The sequence below is a fragment of the Methylobacterium sp. Leaf89 genome (genome assembly GCF_001422215.1).
Classification (GTDB): domain Bacteria; phylum Pseudomonadota; class Alphaproteobacteria; order Rhizobiales; family Beijerinckiaceae; genus Methylobacterium.
In genome coordinates this window covers 337,354-353,833 of the sequence record NZ_LMML01000029.1, presented here as the reverse complement: position 1 = coordinate 353,833, position 16,480 = coordinate 337,354, and the positions used below count along the sequence as shown (strand labels likewise).

General features: G+C 70.5%; 17 protein-coding genes. 16 read left to right on the top strand and 1 reads right to left on the bottom strand.

Features of this window, described 5'->3' with window-relative positions; all coding sequences use genetic code 11:
* Positions 1-113 precede the first annotated feature (113 nt).
* From ASF18_RS17050 to ASF18_RS16975, 16 genes are all read left to right on the top strand, one after another.
* Positions 114-1,034 (top strand): methyltransferase, encoded by a 921-nt coding sequence (locus ASF18_RS17050; RefSeq protein WP_156649910.1) that lies wholly within the window; start codon positions 114-116, stop codon positions 1,032-1,034.
* Positions 1,031-1,786: a pseudouridine synthase gene (locus ASF18_RS17045; protein ID WP_056353273.1), complete on the top strand. Its 756-nt coding sequence runs from the start codon at positions 1,031-1,033 to the stop codon at positions 1,784-1,786. Before ASF18_RS17050 ends, ASF18_RS17045 begins: the two co-directional genes overlap by 4 nt.
* Before the next feature lie 67 nt (positions 1,787-1,853).
* Positions 1,854-2,117: a PepSY domain-containing protein gene (locus tag ASF18_RS17040; RefSeq protein WP_056353268.1), complete on the top strand. Its 264-nt coding sequence runs from the start codon at positions 1,854-1,856 to the stop codon at positions 2,115-2,117.
* A 456-nt stretch (positions 2,118-2,573) separates the two neighbouring features.
* Positions 2,574-3,050, top strand: a complete 477-nt coding sequence (gene rpsF / locus ASF18_RS17035; RefSeq protein WP_055956175.1) for a 30S ribosomal protein S6 — start codon at positions 2,574-2,576, stop codon at positions 3,048-3,050.
* Positions 3,051-3,053: 3 nt separating this feature from the next.
* Positions 3,054-3,341, top strand: a complete 288-nt coding sequence (gene rpsR / locus ASF18_RS17030; protein WP_056173092.1) for a 30S ribosomal protein S18 — start codon at positions 3,054-3,056, stop codon at positions 3,339-3,341.
* A 163-nt stretch (positions 3,342-3,504) separates the two neighbouring features.
* Positions 3,505-4,530 carry a DUF2232 domain-containing protein gene (locus ASF18_RS17025; protein WP_056218984.1) on the top strand — a complete coding sequence of 342 codons (1,026 nt, stop codon included), beginning with the start codon at positions 3,505-3,507 and terminating at the stop codon, positions 4,528-4,530.
* 29 nt (positions 4,531-4,559) lie between these two features.
* Entirely contained in the window at positions 4,560-5,123 is a 564-nt protein-coding gene (gene rplI / locus ASF18_RS17020) for a 50S ribosomal protein L9 (protein ID WP_056218980.1), read from the top strand.
* Positions 5,124-5,413: 290 nt separating this feature from the next.
* Positions 5,414-6,901, top strand: a complete 1,488-nt coding sequence (locus tag ASF18_RS17015) for a replicative DNA helicase (protein WP_056218979.1) — start codon at positions 5,414-5,416, stop codon at positions 6,899-6,901.
* Between the two features lie 118 nt (positions 6,902-7,019).
* On the top strand, positions 7,020-7,526 hold the full coding sequence (locus tag ASF18_RS17010) for a DUF29 domain-containing protein (protein ID WP_082487664.1): 507 nt from the start codon (positions 7,020-7,022) through the stop codon (positions 7,524-7,526).
* A 20-nt stretch (positions 7,527-7,546) separates the two neighbouring features.
* Entirely contained in the window at positions 7,547-8,644 is a 1,098-nt protein-coding gene (gene alr / locus ASF18_RS17005; protein ID WP_056353263.1) for an alanine racemase, read from the top strand.
* 49 nt (positions 8,645-8,693) lie between these two features.
* On the top strand, positions 8,694-10,130 hold the full coding sequence (gene radA / locus ASF18_RS17000; RefSeq protein ID WP_056218973.1) for a DNA repair protein RadA: 1,437 nt from the start codon (positions 8,694-8,696) through the stop codon (positions 10,128-10,130).
* A 395-nt stretch (positions 10,131-10,525) separates the two neighbouring features.
* Entirely contained in the window at positions 10,526-11,131 is a 606-nt protein-coding gene (locus ASF18_RS16995) for a CvpA family protein (RefSeq protein WP_056353262.1), read from the top strand.
* Positions 11,132-11,238: 107 nt separating this feature from the next.
* Positions 11,239-12,729: an amidophosphoribosyltransferase gene (gene purF, locus ASF18_RS16990; RefSeq protein ID WP_056218966.1), complete on the top strand. Its 1,491-nt coding sequence runs from the start codon at positions 11,239-11,241 to the stop codon at positions 12,727-12,729.
* A gap of 7 nt (positions 12,730-12,736) precedes the next feature.
* A complete protein-coding gene (locus ASF18_RS16985; RefSeq protein WP_056273291.1) occupies positions 12,737-13,486 on the top strand; it encodes an SDR family NAD(P)-dependent oxidoreductase in 750 nt (249 codons plus the stop codon).
* Positions 13,487-13,527: 41 nt separating this feature from the next.
* A complete protein-coding gene (locus ASF18_RS16980) occupies positions 13,528-13,947 on the top strand; it encodes a dihydrofolate reductase (RefSeq protein WP_056354481.1) in 420 nt (139 codons plus the stop codon).
* 36 nt (positions 13,948-13,983) lie between these two features.
* Positions 13,984-15,111, top strand: a complete 1,128-nt coding sequence (locus ASF18_RS16975) for a carboxylate-amine ligase (protein ID WP_056353259.1) — start codon at positions 13,984-13,986, stop codon at positions 15,109-15,111.
* A gap of 9 nt (positions 15,112-15,120) precedes the next feature.
* Here the strand turns inward: ASF18_RS16975 and der are convergent, their stop codons facing one another.
* Positions 15,121-16,479, bottom strand: a complete 1,359-nt coding sequence (gene der, locus ASF18_RS16970; RefSeq protein WP_056353257.1) for a ribosome biogenesis GTPase Der — start codon at positions 16,477-16,479, stop codon at positions 15,121-15,123.
* Position 16,480 lies beyond the last annotated feature (1 nt).

Genomic DNA, 16,480 nt, shown 5'->3' with positions numbered 1-16,480 from the left:
AACGGGAGATCGGCACCGCGGCGATTCTTGTCGCGCGCTGGCCGAGCCTCCCGATTTCCTGTCACGCCCTGAGCCGTCGAGGCGCGCGCGCCGTCGCGCCGGATCCCGTCACGATGTCCACCATGCCTGTCTCGGAAGCCGTCTACGGCGCGCCGCCCCTGGAACTGGTGGAGGTGCCCCCGCACGCGGTCCAGCTCTCGCCACTGAGCCCCGGCGCGGCCCGCCTCGAGGATCTGGAGCCCGGGCGCCTGGAGCGGCTCGACATCCTGGCGCCGGCCGGGACGATCGAGCGACGCTACGTGCTGGCACTCGGCCTCAAGGCCCTGCAGCCCGGCGGGCGTCTGACGGCGCTGGCCCCCAAGGATCGCGGCGGCAGCCGCCTCGCCAAGGAACTCGCCGGGTTCGGCTGCGCGGTTCAGGAGGAGGCGCGGCGCCACCACCGGATCTGCGTCGGCACGCGCCCGGAAGCGATCAGCGGTCTCGAGGACGCCCTCCACGAGGGCGGTCCGCGCCACATCGACAACCTCGCCCTCTGCACGCAGGCCGGGATCTTCTCCTACGACCGCCTTGATCCCGGCACGGCCCTGCTCCTCGCCCACCTGCCGCCCCTCGCCGGCGCCGGCGCCGATTTCGGCTGCGGCCTCGGCATCCTGGCCCGGGCCGTCCTCCATTCGCCGAAGGTGACGGCCCTGACGCTGATCGACCTCGACCGGCGCGCCATCGAGATGGCGACGCGCAACGTCGGCGATCCGCGCGCCACCCTGCGCTGGGCCGATATCCGCGCCGGCGGCCTCGGCCTGTCGCGGCTGGACTTCGTGGTGATGAACCCGCCCTTCCACGACGGCGGCGCCGAGGACCAGGCCCTCGGCCAGGCCTTCATCGCCCGGGCGGCGGAAGCCCTGCGCCCGGGGGGCAGCCTCTGGCTCACCGCCAACACCCACCTGCCCTACGAGGCGCCCCTGAAGGCGGCCTTCAAGAGCGTGACGCTGAAGGCCTCGGCCGGCGGCTACAAGATCTACGAGGCGCGCCGATGACGCGGCCGGCCAAGATCGCGCAGCTGCGGCTCGACCGCCTGCTCGCCAATATGGGCTACGGCTCGCGGCGGGAGATCGCGCTCCTCACCCGCGCCGGCCTCGTGGTCCTCGACGGCTCGCCCCTGCGCGACGCGGATCAGCGCATCCCGGTGACGCCGGACCTCGCCCAGCGAATGACCGTCGACGGCGCCCCCCTCGACCCGCCGCCGGGCCTGACCCTGATGCTGCACAAGCCCCTCGGCGTGACCTGCTCGCACAAGGAGGCGGGCCCTCTCGTCTACGGTCTCCTGCCCGATCGCTGGCGCCGGCGCGACCCCGCCCTCTCCACGGTCGGCCGCCTGGACAAGGAGACCTCCGGCCTCCTGCTCCTCACCGATGACGGCGCCCTCCTGCATCGGATCATCGCGCCGAAGGCCAACGTGGCCAAGCGCTACCGCGTCGCCCTGGATCGTCGGCTGAAGGGCGACGAGGGCACGGTCCTCGCCTCCGGCACGCTGATGCTGGAAGGCGAGGAGAAGCCGCTCCTGCCGGTCGGGTTCGAGGCCGAGGGCGAGACCGGCGCCGTGGTGACCCTGCACGAGGGGCGCTACCATCAGGTCCGGCGCATGTTCGCCGCTCTGGGCAACCACGTCACCGCCCTTCACCGCGACCGGGTCGGAGGCCTCGGCCTGCCGCACGACCTCGCGCCAGGCGAATACCGCGTGCTCGGCCCGGCGGAGATCGCCGCGATCTTCGCGGGCGAGGCGCCGTGACCAGTCCGGAACCGGACCCGGCGCGACCTGTTGGATCGGCGAACGCCAACCCGACGGGTGATCCGCAATGAACCGGTTCTCGACGCTCCTCCTCGCCCTCGCCCTCAGCACCGGCCCGGCGAGCCTCGCCCTGGCCGACACGCCGGGCGCCGACTGGATGCCGGCCGATCAGGTCAAGCAGAAGCTGATGGCCGCGGGCTACACCAGCATCACCGAATTCGAGGCCGATGACGGCCACTGGGAGGGCGAGGGCGTGAAGAACGGCGTCAAGATGCAGTTCCACGCCGCCCCGAAGACCGGCGCGATCCTCTCGGAGAAGCCGGACAAGTAAGCCAGTCCCGATCGGTCAATCGGTCGCGAACGCCGCGATCGGCCTTCCGACCCGGCCCGCCGCGTCGCGGACTCATCGCGGCCCGCCCGCGTTGCGGGGTCGACCCGCCGGCCCGGGTGACGATCCGTTCGAAGCGGATCAGGCTCCGGCCGGCGGCTCGGACAGCCCCCCCGCGTCCGAGCCGGCTTGCCAATCCCGACCGACTCGTTTATCCGCCACCCCTCGCGTTCGCTCCGGCTGGGGGCTGAACGGACGGTGCCGATTCGTTCGGCACAGGGTGAAGCCTCGTGAAGGGCCGATCCCGTCGTCCCGTGTCTCCGCCTTCGATCAACCGCTCGGGCCTTCAAACGGCTCGAAGGGCTTGGCGCCGGGCGATTGCGGATGAACCGGCCCGACGCTTCCTTTCCCGCACGTTTTTCGTGCCGTCGGGTCCCTTTGAATATGAAGGGCCCGTTAATGCCTCTCTACGAACACGTCTTCCTGGCGCGCCAGGACGTGACGGCCCAGCAGGTCGAGACCATGGTCGAGACCTACAAGGGCGTCATCGAAGCCAATGGCGGCAAGGTCGAGAAGATCGAGATGTGGGGCGTGAAGTCCCTCGCCTACCGCATCAAGAAGAACCGCAAGGCGCATTTCACGCTCCTCAACGTCGACGCCCCCCCGGCCGCTCTGGCCGAGATGGAGCGCCAGATGCAGATCTCCGAGGACGTCCTCCGCTTCATGACCGTCCGCGTCGAAGAGCTCGAGTCCGAGCCGTCGGCGATGATGCAAAAGCGCGACCGCGACGACCGCAAGGATCGTGAGCGCGGCCGTCGTCGGGACGACGAAGGCTTCGGCGGTGGTGGATTCGGCGGCGACCGCGATCGCGGCGACCGGGGTGATCGCGGCGACCGGGGCGACCGCCCCGAGCGCAGCTTCGGCGGGGAGGCTTAAGTCATGGCATTTGGTGCTGGACCCGGTGCACCCGCCGCTGGCGGGGCTGGTGGTGGTGCGGGCGGCGGACGCCGTCCCTTCTTCCGTCGTCGGAAGACCTGCCCCTTCTCGGGCGCGAACGCGCCCAAGATCGACTACAAGGACGTCAAGCTCCTGTCGCGCTACGTCTCCGAGCGCGGCAAGATCGTGCCGTCGCGCATCACGGCGGTGTCGGCCAAGAAGCAGCGCGAGCTCGCCCAGGCGATCAAGCGCGCCCGCTTCCTCGGCTTCCTGCCCTACGTGATCAAGTAAGCGCCTCGGCGCTCGCCCCGGCCCGTCACCACGGGCCGGGGCCTCACGCCGCTCGCGCGGCACACAGGTTCGTACCGGCCGATCCGACAGGTGGGCCGGGAATCGTTGGGGCCGGACGTGCCTCTAACCCTGCCCGGACCGGGACAGTGGGACAGCGGGACTGATGACACAGTTTCTCGGCATCGGTATCGGCGCGGGCCTCGTCTCCGCCCTCCTCTTCGGCGTCCTGCTGAAGGCGACGGCGCTCGCGATCCTGCTCTACCTGCTCGCCCCGCTCCCGATCCTGATCGTGGGCCTCGGCTGGAGCCACCGGGCCGCTCTCGTGGCCGCCGTGACCGGCGCCCTGGCCCTCGCCCTCGTGGTCCAGCCCTTTCTCGGCCTCGGCTTCTTCGCCTATCTCGCCCTGCCCGCCTGGTGGCTCGCCTATCTGGCGCTGCTCGGACGGCCGGGCGCCGACGGCACGATGGAATGGTATCCGACCGGGCGCCTGCTCGCCTGGACCGCCGGGACGGCCGGCCTCGCCTTCGTGGCCATCGCGGTCATCGCCGCCCCGAACTACGAGACCTTCCAGTCCCAGCTGCGGGGCATGACCCGGACGCTGATCCAGGTCCGGGCCGACCGCGCCGCCAATCCGGCGCCCCCCGCTCCGAAGCCGGACGCCCCCGAGGCAGACGCCAAGCCTCCGGCCGAGGCCCCGGCCGAGCCGGGTCCGCAGGATCCCGCCGAGGCGACCCGGACCGAGGTCGCCAACGCCCTCGCGGCCATCGCGCCCGGGCTCGCCACCCACGGCCTCACGGTCCTGCTGACCTTCTATCTCTGGGCCGCCGCCCGCATCGTGCGCATCTCCGGGCGCCTGCTCCGCCCCTGGCCGGACCTCGCCGCGACGATGATGCCGCGCCGGGTGCTGGCCGTGCTCGGGGGTGCGGTGCTGCTCGCCCTGGTGCCGGGCTATCCGGGCGTGCTCGGCGTCGCCGTGGCGGGGGCACTCAGCGCCGCCTTCGCCATCCAGGGCCTCGCCGCCTTCCACGACCGCAGCCGCGGTCGGCCCGGGCGCCTCGCCCTCCTGCTCGGCCTCTACCTGATCCTCTTCTTCACCCAGGGCGTCGCTCTCGTCGCCCTGACCCTGTTCGGCATCGCCGATACCGCCCTCGACCGCCGACGTCCCCGCGACGCGGCCGGACGACCCTGATCCTCCCCCCCAACCGAAGGACCAACACCATGGAAGTCATCCTCCTCGAGCGCGTCGCCAAGCTCGGCCAGATGGGCGAGACCGTGAACGTGAAGCCGGGCTACGCCCGCAACTTCCTCCTCGCCCGCGGCAAGGCCCTGCGCGCCACCGACGGCAACAAGAAGCACTTCGAGACCCAGCGCGCCCAGCTCGAGGCCCGCAACCTCGAGCGCAAGTCCGAGGCGCAGTCCGTCGCCGAGACCCTCGAGGGCAAGAGCTTCGTGCTCATCCGCCAGTCGGGCGAGACCGGCGTGCTCTACGGCTCGGTCTCGACCCGCGACCTGGCCGACGTCGTCACCGCCGACGGATTCACCGTGGGCCGCGACCAGTTCGCCCTCAACCAGCCGATCAAGACCCTGGGCCTGCACACCGTCCCGGTCGTGCTGCACCCCGAGGTGGAGGTCTCGATCACGGTGAACGTCGCCCGTTCGCCCGAAGAGGCCGAGCGTCAGGCCCGCGGCGAGTCCACCACCGAGCGCGAGGCCTTCAACCTCGACGACCTCGGTCTCGAGGTCGGTGCCGCCCTCGCCGAGGCCGGCGACGACCGCGAGTAATCGCGCCACAGGACGGTGAAGAATGGGGACGACCGGCCTTAACGGTTGACTAGTTCCGCATTTGTTCCAGCATGGACGCCCGTCATCCGCGAGGATGGCGGGCGTTTCTGCGACCGCCCTCCCCGTCCGCGCGTCCAAAGAATGCGGCCGCGACGGAACGGGAAGCCGCAAAGCGCGAATCGGCTAAGGTTCGGCTAACCATGCCGGCGCCATGGTCGGGCGATAGCGACGTGCGGCGGCGGACCACCGCGCGGACGATGAATCGACGAGTCGGAGCCTCGAATCAGCCCATGGCCCTGCCCAACGCCCTGACGGCCAACCTTCAGCCCGTCGCGCAGGAATTCCGCGTCGCGCCGCACAACATCGATGCGGAGCAGGCCCTGCTCGGCGCGATCCTGGTGAACAACGACGCCTATTACCGGATCTCGGACTTCCTCCTGCCCGAGCACTTCATGGAGGACGTCCACCGCAAGATCTTCGAGGTGGCCTCGCAGCTCATCAAGGCGGGCAAGCTCGCGACCCCCATCACCCTGAAGACCTACCTGGGCGACGCCGACCTCGGCGGCCAGACGGTGATGCAGTACCTGGCGCGCCTCGCCGCCGAGGCCACCACCGTCATCAATGCCGGCGATTACGGCCGCACCATCTACGACCTCGCCATCCGCCGCCGCCTCATCACCATCGGCGAGGACCTGGTGAACGGCGCCTACGAGGCGCCGGTGGAATCCTCGCCCCGCGACCAGATCGAGGGCACCGAGCGGCGTCTCTACGAGCTCGCCGAATCGGGCAAGTACGATGGCGGCTTCCAGAAGTTCTCCGACGCCCTCACGGCCGCGGTGGACATGGCGGCCAAGGCCTACCAGCGCGAGGGCAAGCTCTCGGGCGTCGCCACCGGCCTGTCGGACCTCGACGCCAAGATGGGCGGCCTGCAGCGCTCGGATCTGATCATCCTCGCGGGGCGCCCGGCCATGGGCAAGACCTCGCTCGTCACCAACATCGCCTTCAACGTCGCCAAGGCCTACCAGTCGGAGAAGCTGCCGGACGGCCGGACCGAGACGAAGAACGGCGGCATCGTCGGCTTCTTCTCCCTCGAAATGTCGGCCGAGCAATTGGCGACCCGTATCATCGCCGAGCAGTCGGGCGTGCCGTCCTACAAGATCCGCCGCGGCGACATCCAGCCGGCGGAATTCTACAAGATCACCGATGCCGCCCGGGACATGCAGACGATCCCGTTCTACATCGACCAGACCGGCGGCATCTCCATCGCGCAGCTCGCCGCCCGCGCCCGGCGCCTCAAGCGCCAGAAGGGCCTCGATCTCCTCATCGTCGACTACCTGCAGCTGCTCTCCGGCTCGGGCAAGCGCAGCGACAACCGCGTGCAGGAGATGACCGAGATCACCACCGGCATGAAGGCGCTGGCCAAGGAGCTGGCGGTGCCGATCATCGCCCTGTCCCAGCTCTCCCGTCAGGTCGAGAACCGCGAGGACAAGCGCCCGCAGCTCGCCGACCTGCGCGAATCGGGCTCGATCGAGCAGGACGCCGACGTGGTGATGTTCGTCTTCCGCGAGGAATACTACGTCAACAACAAGAAGCCCCGCGAAGGCACGGAGGAGTTCTTCGCCTGGGAGGCCGAGATGAACCGCGTGCACGGCAAGGCCGAGGTGATCCTGGGCAAGCAGCGTCACGGCCCCACCGGCACCGTCGAACTCCAGTTCGACGCCAACATCACGCGCTTCTCGGATCTCGCGCAGTCCGACCGCCTGCCGGAGCAGATGTAGGCGGGCGGCTTCTGGCCGGGGCCGCCTGTGCGCCGACGCGCCTCGCGGACGATCCAGGAATCCTGTAAGATCGCCCGCATTCGTGAACCGTCGCACTCGGACGCGAGAAGGAGCGACCGTGGCACATCCCAAGCGCGTCGAGGCCGAACCGCGCCTCGGCGCCTCCTATGACGGCGATCTGGCCGCCTGGTCCCTTGAACAGGCCGGACATCTGCGTCAGCGCGCCTGGGCGAAGCTCGACATCCCCCATCTGATCGACGAGGTGGAATCGGTGGCGCGCGCGGAACGGAACGCCCTGACGAGCGCACTTCGGATCATCCTGCTGCACCTTCTGAAATGGGACCATCAGCCGGACATGCGAAGTCGGAGCTGGACGACCTCCATCCGCGTCCAGCGCCTCGCCGCGCTGGAGCGGATGGAGGACAGTCCGAGCCTCGGAGCGCAGATGGAGGACCTCCTGGCCCGTGCCTATCGACGCGCACGGATCGAGGCGGCGGCCGAGACGAATCTCCCAGAGGCCACCTTTCCCGAGACCTGTCCCTATTCCGCCGACGCGGTGCTGAACCGTGACATGCCCTGGCCCCAGGCCGCCAACGAGAAGGCGGGCATCTCATCCGAGCCCTGAATGATTTGGAACGGCGCCCGATGCTCGAAGGCACCCACGGCGCCCGCCTCACCATCGACCTGGCGGCCATCGCGGAGAACTGGCGGCGGCTCGGAGCGCAGGCGCCGGGGGTGGCGTGCGCCGCCGTGGTCAAGGCGGATGCCTATGGCTGCGGCCTCGCCCGGGTCGCGCCCGCTCTGTGGGCGGCCGGGTGCCGGACGTTCTTCGTCGCGCACCTGAGCGAGGGGATCGCGGCCCGGGCCGTCCTGCCCGAGGCGACGATCTACGTGCTGAACGGCCTCCTGCCCGGCCTCGGCCCGACGCTGGCGGCGCATGCGCTGCGGCCGGTCCTCGGCAGCCGGGAGGAACTCGCCGAATGGGCCGCCCTGGCGGAGGCCGCCGCCGCCCCCCTGCCGGCGGCCCTGCACGTGGACACCGGCATGAACCGTCTCGGCCTCGCCGTGCCCGAGGCCCTGGCGCTGGCGGGCGATCCGGTGATCGCGGGCGGCGGCATCGCCCTGCTGATGACCCACCTCGTCAGCGCCGAACGGGCGAGCGACCCGGTCAATGCGCGCCAGATCGCGGATTTCGCCCGGGTCCGGGCCGCGCATCCGGGCCTGCCCGGCTCCTTCGCCAATTCCTCGGGGATCTTTCTCGGCGCGGACGCGCATCACGACCTGCTGCGGCCCGGCTACGCCCTGTTCGGCGGCAACCCGACCCCGTGGAAGCCCAACCCGATGCGGCCGGTGGTGCGCCTGGAGGCGCAGGTCGCGCAGATCCGCGACGTCGCGGCCGGCGAGACCTGCGGCTACAACGGACGCTGGCGGGCGCCCGGGCCCCGGCGGCTGGCGACCCTGTCGCTGGGCTACGCGGACGGCTATCCGCGCGCCGCGAGTGGACGCGGCATCGCCCTGGTCGACGGCGTCCGCTGCCCCATCCTCGGGCTGATCTCGATGGACCTCGTCATCCTCGACGTCACCGACGCCCCCGAGACCCGGCGCGGCACGACCGCGACCCTGATCGGCGACGCCCTCGACGTCGATGCGGTGGGCCGCGCCGCCGGCACCATCGGCTACGAGATTCTGACGGGGCTGGGTTCTCGCTATGTTCGCCATTATGTGACAGGATACGACGCCTGAGACCCGCCGGACGGGGCGGCGCCGGAACGTCCCTCCCAGCGGAATCGCGATGGCCAAGATCCAACAGAGCTTCGTCTGCCAGTCCTGCGGGGCGGTCTACAATCGCTGGCGCGGGCGCTGCGAGGCCTGCAACGGCTGGAACACCATCGTGGAGGAGACCGGGGCCACCGGTCCCCAGTCCGGGCCGGTCAAGACGCGGCCGAGCCGGGCCCGCGGCCGCGTCTTCGCCCTGGAGGGCCTGACCGGCGCGGTGAAGGAGGCGCCGCGCATCCCGTCGGGAATCAACGAGCTCGACCGCGTCACCGGGGGCGGCTTCGTGCGCGGTTCGGTGATCCTCCTGGGCGGCGATCCCGGCATCGGCAAGTCGACCCTGCTGATGCAGGCCTCCGCCGCCATGGCCCGCACGGGCGAGCGCGTCGTCTACATCTCGGGCGAGGAGGCGGTGGCGCAGGTGCGCCTGCGGGCCGAGCGCCTGGGCCTGACCTCGGCGGCGGTCGAACTGGCGGCCGAGACCAATGTCGAGGACATCGTCGAGACCCTGTCGCAGGGGCGCCCGCCGGCGCTCGCCATCATCGATTCGATCCAGACCATGTGGACCGAGACCGTGGAATCCGCCCCCGGCACTGTCACGCAGGTGCGCGGCTCGGCCCAGACCCTGATCCGCTTCGCCAAGACCAGCGGCACGGCGGTGATCCTCGTCGGGCACGTGACCAAGGACGGTCAGATCGCCGGCCCCCGCGTCGTCGAGCACATGGTCGATGCCGTCGCCTCTTTCGAGGGCGACCAGGGTCATCACTTCCGCATCCTGCGCGCGGTGAAGAACCGCTTCGGGCCCACCGACGAGATCGGCGTGTTCGAGATGACCGACATGGGACTGGCCGAGGTTCCGAATCCGTCCGCGCTGTTCCTCGCCGGCCGCGACCACGCGGCCCCCGGCACCGCGGTCTTCGCCGGCATGGAGGGCACGCGCCCACTCCTCGTCGAAATCCAGGCCCTCGTGGCGCCCTCCTCCCTCGGGATGCCCCGTCGGGCGGTGGTCGGCTGGGACCCGAACCGCCTGTCGATGGTGCTGGCGGTGCTGGAGGCGCATGGCGGCATCCGCCTGGGCACGCACGACGTCTACCTCAACGTGGCGGGCGGCCTGCGCATCTCGGAGCCCGCCGCCGATCTCGCGGTGGCCGCCGCTTTGGTCTCGTCCCTGTCCGGGGCCACGCTGCCGCCCGAGACGGTGTATTTCGGCGAGATCGGACTCTCCGGTGCGGTCCGCCCGGTGGCCCAGGCCCCGGCACGGCTCAAGGAGGCGCTGAAGCTGGGCTTCGCCAAGGCGGTGATGCCGCAGGGGCGCGGCGAGGGCGGCGACGGCGCCCTCTCGACGGAGGCCCTGCGCCACATCGCCGACATGGTGGCGGGCATCGCCAGCAACGGTCCGCGCCGGGTCGCGCAGCGCCGTGGCCACAACCCGCCCGATTACGGCGACGACGATTAGGCCCTCGGCCGAACGGGCGGCCCGGTGAGCGGGCCTCGCTCGAGACCTCGGATCAGGTCTAGCGCCGGCCCGAGCGGAGGGCCGACAGACGATCCCGGCCGGGCGGAAGGTCAGGCCCGCGATCCCAGCGATGTGTTTCGGCTAAAACCAGAAGACGGCCGGCACGCCGCCGAACAACGCGGCGCTCGGCCGGCTTTCTGGCCGTCGGAAACGGCCGGAGGACGTCGTCATGGAACCGGGCGTCACGCCGGACCCGCACGAGCACCGGACGGGAATGGGCCTCCACGCCAGGGTGACGGCCGAGTTTCCGCACGATATACAGGGCCGCGGCCGGGGGAAGCCGCACGATCCGGTCATCGTCGCCGCTCCGCCCCTTGAAGTGACAATCGTCAGAGATGCCGTTCTCCGTTCTCGATCTCGTCGTGCTGGGTATCGTCGTGGTCTCGGCGCTGTTGGCCGCCGTGCGCGGCGCGACCCGCGAAGTGCTCGCCATCATCGCCTGGGTCGCCGCCGCCGCCATCGCCTGGAAATTCCATCCGCTCCTGCTGCCCACCGTCAGCCAGCACGTGACGAATGCCACCGTCGCCCTGGTGGCCTCGATCGCGGCGATCTTCCTGGTGACGCTGATCGTCGTATCGATCATCACCGTGAAGGTGTCGGACATGATCCTCGATTCGCGCATCGGCGCGATCGACCGTTCGCTGGGCTTCCTGTTCGGCGCCGGCCGCGGCTTCCTGATCTGCGTCATCGGGTGGGTGTTCCTGGCCTGGCTCGTGCAGGGCAAGATGCCGCCCTGGGCGTCCGAGGCCCGCAGCCGCCCGATGCTGGAGAAATCCGGCGAGGCCCTGGTGGCCCAGCTGCCCGAGAATCCGGAAGGCCTGCTGAAGCAGTTCAAGAAGTCCAAGACCGAGACGCCGGCCGATCCCGTCGAGCCGCCGGAAGGGGAAGTCCCGGCCCAGCGCCGCACCGAAGCGCCAGCCACGCCTGCCCCGCGACGCTGATCTGCGTCCCTGCGCGCTTGGTTGCAGCGCGAAGGCCGACTACATGACGCCTTCTTGACGGTGCCCGCCCGGGATTCGCGCGGGGCCAAGCAGGGAACGACATCATCATGTCTGTAGCCAAGTCGAGCGCCCGCCCCCCTGTCGAGGTCGTGGACGGGCTCGACCGCGACGGCGACACGCTGCGCGAGGAGTGCGGCGTGTTCGGCATCTTCGGCCATCCCGATGCCTCCGCCATCGTCGCCCTCGGCCTGCACGCCCTGCAGCATCGCGGTCAGGAGGCGGCCGGCATCGTCTCCTTCGACGGGGCGGTCTTCCATTCCGAGCGCCGGCCCGGCCTCGTCGGCGATTCGTTCTCGGATCGCTCGACCATCGAGCACCTCGAAGGCCCGGCCGCCATCGGCCACGTCCGCTACTCCACCACCGGCGGCACCATCCTGCGCAACGTGCAGCCGCTCTTCGCCGAACTCGCCAGCGGCGGCCTCGCCGTGGCCCACAACGGCAACCTCACCAACGCCCTCTCGATCCGCCGCGACCTCGTGCGCGACGGCGCCATCACGCAGTCGACCTCCGACACCGAGGTGATCCTGCACCTGGCCGCCCGCTCCCGGGCGCCGCGCATCGTCGAGCGCTTCACCGAGGCCCTGCGCCAGATCGAAGGCGCCTACGCCATCGTGGCGCTCACCAACAAGAAGCTCATCGGCGCCCGCGATCCCATGGGCATCCGCCCCCTGGTGCTCGGCGAGCTCGACGGCCGCTACATCCTGGCCTCCGAGACCTGCGCCCTCGACATCATCGGCGCCAAGTTCATCCGCGACATCGAGAACGGCGAGATCGTGGTGATCTCGGAAGAGGGCATCGAATCGCTCCGCTTCGCCCCGGCCCAGCCGATGCGGCCGTGCATCTTCGAGTACATCTACTTCGCCCGGCCGGATTCGGTGGTGAACGGCAAGAGCGTCTACGCCGTACGCAAGAACATCGGCCACGAACTGGCCCGGGAATCGGCGACGGAGGCCGACGTGGTCATCCCGGTGCCGGATTCGGGCGTGCCGGCGGCGCTGGGCTTCGCCCAGGAGACCGGCCTGCCCTTCGAGATGGGCATCATCCGCAACCACTATGTCGGGCGCACCTTCATCCAGCCGACCCAGTCGGTGCGCGAGCTCGGCGTCCGCATGAAGCACTCGGCCAACCGGGCCGTGGTCGAAGGCAAGCGCATCGTGCTGGTCGACGACAGCCTCGTGCGCGGCACCACCTCGGTGAAGATCGTGCGCATGATGCGCGAGGCCGGCGCCCGCGAGGTGCATTTCCGGATCGCCTCGCCGCCGATCACCTACCCGGACTTCTACGGCATCGACACGCCGGAGCGGGAGAAGCTGCTCGCCGCCACCCACGATCTCGAGGGCATGCGCCGCTACATCGGCGCCGATTCGCTGGCCTTCCTGTCCATCGACGGCCTCTACAAGGCCATGGGCGAGGCGCGGCGCGACGAGGCCTGCCCGCAATACACCGACCATTGCTTCACCGGCGACTACCCGACCGGCCTGACCGATCTCGCCATCGCGGGACCGCGGCGCCTCGCCATGCTCGCCGAAGCCGATTGAGCGTCCGATGAGCGACCCGACCCAGCCGCTCGCCGGCCGCCTCGCCGTCGTCACCGGCGCCTCGCGCGGCATCGGCCGCGCCGCCGCCCTCGCCCTGGCCCAGGCCGGCGCCCACATCGTCGCCGTCGCTCGGACGCAAGGAGGCCTCGAAGAGCTCGACGACGCCATCCGGGGCGTCGGCGGCAGCGCCACCCTCGTGCCCCTCGACCTGACGGATTACGATGCCATCGACCGCCTGGGTGCGGGCATCCACGAGCGCTGGCAGCGCCTCGACATCCTGGTGGGCAATGCCGGCATCCTCGGCAACCTCACGCCGATCGGGCACGTGACGCCGAAGACCTGGGCGCAGGTGATGGAGATCAACGTCACGGCGAATTACCGCCTGATCCGCTCGTTCGATCCGCTGCTGCGGGCCTCCGATGCGGGCCGGGCCATCTTCGTGACCTCCGGCGCAGCCCAGAAGTGCCGGGCCTATTGGGGGCCCTACTCCGTCTCGAAGGCCGCCCTCGACGCCCTCGTGCGCACCTACGCGGCCGAGACCGCGACGACGCCCGTGCGAGCCATGCTGCTGAATCCCGGCCCCTTGCGGACCGCGATGCGCAAGGCGGCGATGCCGGGCGAAGACGAGACGACCCTGAAGACCCCGGAGGATCTCGCGCCGCACTTCGTGCGCCTGGCCAGCCCGGATTTTTCGGAGTCCGGCAAGATCTACGACTTCCCGAGCGACCGGATCCTGACGCCGCAGATGGCGTGCTGACGCCGGACGCCGTCCCTCCTCCTCCGTTCTTCGAGACCGCCATGATCGACGTTCGCTGCATCTGCGCCATCGGCCTTCGCGGACAGCTGGGCCTCAACGGGCACCTGCCCTGGGAGGGCAACACCGGTCCGCTCTTCGTCGAGGACGTGACGCGGTTCTTCGCCGTCACCATGGGCCACGTCCTGATCGCCGGGCCGAAGACCATCGCGTCGGTGCCCGAATTCGCCTTCCGGGACCGGACCATCGACGTCATCCGCAGCCACGAGGACCCGCAGGCCGTGCTGGCGCGCTATCCCGGGCGGCGCATCTTCGTGGGCGGCGGCATCGCGGTCTGGAACGTCTACGCCAAGTATATCCAGCACTGGGACATCACCCGCCTGCCCTACGACGGCGAGGCCGACCGCTGGTTCGACCCCGCCTGGCTCGTGGGCGGCCCCGCGCGGGCACAAACCGGCGCCTGACGGGTTGAGGGGAGCCACCCTTCCACAAGGCTCCCGATGACCTCAGCCCCTTACCGCTTCGGCATCGAGGAAGAGTACTTCCTGGCGGATGCCGAGACACGCGGCACCCCCCGTCGCTCGGTGAAGCCCTTCCACGTCCAGGCCGGCGAGGAATTGCCCGAGATCGGGCGCGAACTGCTCCAGTGCCAGGTCGAGGTCTGCACCCCGCCCTCCACGGACTTCGCGCAGGCGCGGGACGTCCTGTCGCGCCAGCGCTCGGCCCTGGGCAAGCTCGGGCGCGAGCACGGCCTCCTCGTGTTCGCGGCGGGCACGCATCCGGTGGCGGACTGGGCGCGCCAGCTTCCCACCAAGGGCGACCGCTACCGCGGCATCCTGCGCGACGTCGGCCTCGCCGGGCGCCGCAGCCTGATCTGCGGGATGCACGTCCACGTGGAGGTGCCCGATCCCGACGCCCGCGTCGACCTGATGAACCGGCTCCTGCCTTACCAGCCGCTGCTCCTCGCCCTCTCGGCCTCGTCGCCGTTCTGGCAGGGCAAGCCGACGGGCCTCAGCGCCTATCGCCTCAGCGCCTTCGGCGAGTTGCCCCGCACCGGCCTGCCCGATCTCTTCGCCGACACGGCCGCCTACGACCGCTACGTGCGGATCATGACCCGGGCCGGCTCGATCCAGGATGCGAGCTTCCTGTGGTGGTCGCTGCGCCCCTCGATCAAGTTCCCGACCCTCGAATTGCGGATCGCCGATTCCTGCACCCGGCTGGAGGACGCGCTGACCATCGCGGCGCTCTACCGCTGCCTCGTCCGTCTGGTGGTGCGCCGGCCGGAGCTCAACGCCGACCTCGACGGCGTTTCACGGGCGCTCGCCCAGGAGAACCTGTGGCGGGCCCAGCGCAGCGGTACCGAGGCCGAGCTGATCGACGAGGCGAGCGAGGAGGCGCTGCCCTTCGCCCGGGCCCTGGACGATCTCCTCGTGCTCATCGCCGAGGACGCCGCCGCCCTCGGCTGCGAAGCGGAGGTGGCGCAGGCCCGCCGTATCCTCGCGGACGGCACCAGCGCCGAGCGCCAGGCGGCCACCTTCGAGGGGGCCCGCGACGGCGACACCTCGAACCGCCAGGCCCTCGATGCCGTCGTGGATTGGCTGGCGCGGACGACCTGCGGAGCGGCCTGAGCCCGAGGCTCAGCCCTTGTTTTCCCGGTCGAAGGGATTCTTCGAGGTGCGCAGGGACAGCCGGATCGGCGTACCGGGCAGTTCGAACGCCTCGCGCAGGGCGTTGACGAGGTAGCGGGTGTAGGATTTCGGCAGGCCGTCGAGCTGGTTGCCGAACAGGGCGAAGTGCGGCGGCCGCGCCTTCACCTGGGTGGCGTAGCGGATCTTGATCCGGCGGCCCGACACCGCCGGGGGCGGGTTGCGCTGGGTGGCGGCGCTGAGCCAGTCGTTGATCCGCGAGGTGGAGACGCGGGTGCTCCAGATCTCCTCGGCGTTGGTCACGGCCTGCATCAGCTTGTCGATGCCTTCGCCGGCGAGGCCGGAGAGCGGCACCACGGAGACGCCGCGGACCTGCGGCAGCAGGCGGGTGCAATCCTCACGCAGCTTCTTGAGGAGGCCGTTCTGGTCGGCCACGAGGTCCCACTTGTTCAGGCCGATGACGAGGGCGCGGCCCTCGCTCTCGATCAGGTCGACGATGGTCAGGTCCTGCTTCTCGAACGGAATCGTGGCGTCGAGGAGCACCACCACCACCTCGGCGAAGCGCACGGCGCGCAGGCCGTCAGAGACCGCGAGCTTCTCGAGCTTGTCGTCGATGCGCGCCTTGCGGCGCATGCCGGCGGTGTCGTGGAGCTTGATCCGGCGGCCGCGCCATTCCCAGTCGAGGGAGATCGAATCGCGGGTGATGCCCGCCTCCGGACCGACGAGCAGGCGCTCCTCGCCGAGCATCCGGTTAATTAAGGTCGACTTGCCCGCATTGGGGCGGCCGACGATGGCGACCTTGAGGGAGCGGTTCGACGGATCGTCGTCGTATTCCTCGTCGTCGTCGTCGGGCTTCGGCAGGGACTCGATCAGCGCGTCGTGCAACTCGCCGATGCCCTCGCCGTGCTCGGCCGAGAACGGGATCGGGTCGCCGAGGCCCAGGGAGAACGCCTCGTAGGCGCCCGACAGGCCCGCGCCCCCTTCCGCCTTGTTGGCGATGAGGATCACCGGGCAGCCGGCCCGCCGCACCATCTCGGCGAAGGGCTGGTCCGCCGGGAGCACGCCCGCGCGGGCGTCGATCACGAACAGCACCACGTCGGCCTCGAGGATCGCGGCCTCGGTCTGAGCGCGCATGCGGCCGATCAGCGAGCCGGGATCGGCCTCTTCGAGGCCGGCGGTGTCGATGATGCGGAAGACGAGACCACCGAAATTGACGTCGCCCTCGCGCCGGTCGCGGGTCACGCCGGGGCGGTCGTCCACCAGGGCGAGCTTCTTGCCCACGAGGCGGTTGAACAGGGTCGACTTGCCGACGTTCGGCCGTCCGACGATCGCGACGGTCGGCATATCCATG

Excerpts from the sequence above, each read along its gene's own strand:
- ASF18_RS17050 (WP_156649910.1), top strand. The coding sequence starts at position 114 with ATGTCCACCATGCCTGTCTCGGAAGCCGTCTACGGCGCGCCGCCCCTG.
- ASF18_RS17045 (WP_056353273.1), top strand. The coding sequence starts at position 1,031 with ATGACGCGGCCGGCCAAGATCGCGCAGCTGCGGCTCGACCGCCTGCTC.
- ASF18_RS17040 (WP_056353268.1), top strand. The coding sequence starts at position 1,854 with ATGAACCGGTTCTCGACGCTCCTCCTCGCCCTCGCCCTCAGCACCGGC.
- rpsF (WP_055956175.1), top strand. The coding sequence starts at position 2,574 with ATGCCTCTCTACGAACACGTCTTCCTGGCGCGCCAGGACGTGACGGCC.
- rpsR (WP_056173092.1), top strand. The coding sequence starts at position 3,054 with ATGGCATTTGGTGCTGGACCCGGTGCACCCGCCGCTGGCGGGGCTGGT.
- ASF18_RS17025 (WP_056218984.1), top strand. The coding sequence starts at position 3,505 with ATGACACAGTTTCTCGGCATCGGTATCGGCGCGGGCCTCGTCTCCGCC.
- rplI (WP_056218980.1), top strand. The coding sequence starts at position 4,560 with ATGGAAGTCATCCTCCTCGAGCGCGTCGCCAAGCTCGGCCAGATGGGC.
- ASF18_RS17015 (WP_056218979.1), top strand. The coding sequence starts at position 5,414 with ATGGCCCTGCCCAACGCCCTGACGGCCAACCTTCAGCCCGTCGCGCAG.
- alr (WP_056353263.1), top strand. The coding sequence starts at position 7,547 with ATGCTCGAAGGCACCCACGGCGCCCGCCTCACCATCGACCTGGCGGCC.
- radA (WP_056218973.1), top strand. The coding sequence starts at position 8,694 with ATGGCCAAGATCCAACAGAGCTTCGTCTGCCAGTCCTGCGGGGCGGTC.
- ASF18_RS16995 (WP_056353262.1), top strand. The coding sequence starts at position 10,526 with ATGCCGTTCTCCGTTCTCGATCTCGTCGTGCTGGGTATCGTCGTGGTC.
- purF (WP_056218966.1), top strand. The coding sequence starts at position 11,239 with ATGTCTGTAGCCAAGTCGAGCGCCCGCCCCCCTGTCGAGGTCGTGGAC.
- ASF18_RS16985 (WP_056273291.1), top strand. The coding sequence starts at position 12,737 with ATGAGCGACCCGACCCAGCCGCTCGCCGGCCGCCTCGCCGTCGTCACC.
- ASF18_RS16980 (WP_056354481.1), top strand. The coding sequence starts at position 13,528 with ATGATCGACGTTCGCTGCATCTGCGCCATCGGCCTTCGCGGACAGCTG.
- ASF18_RS16975 (WP_056353259.1), top strand. The coding sequence starts at position 13,984 with ATGACCTCAGCCCCTTACCGCTTCGGCATCGAGGAAGAGTACTTCCTG.
- der (WP_056353257.1), bottom strand. The coding sequence starts at position 16,479 with ATGGATATGCCGACCGTCGCGATCGTCGGACGGCCGAACGTCGGCAAG.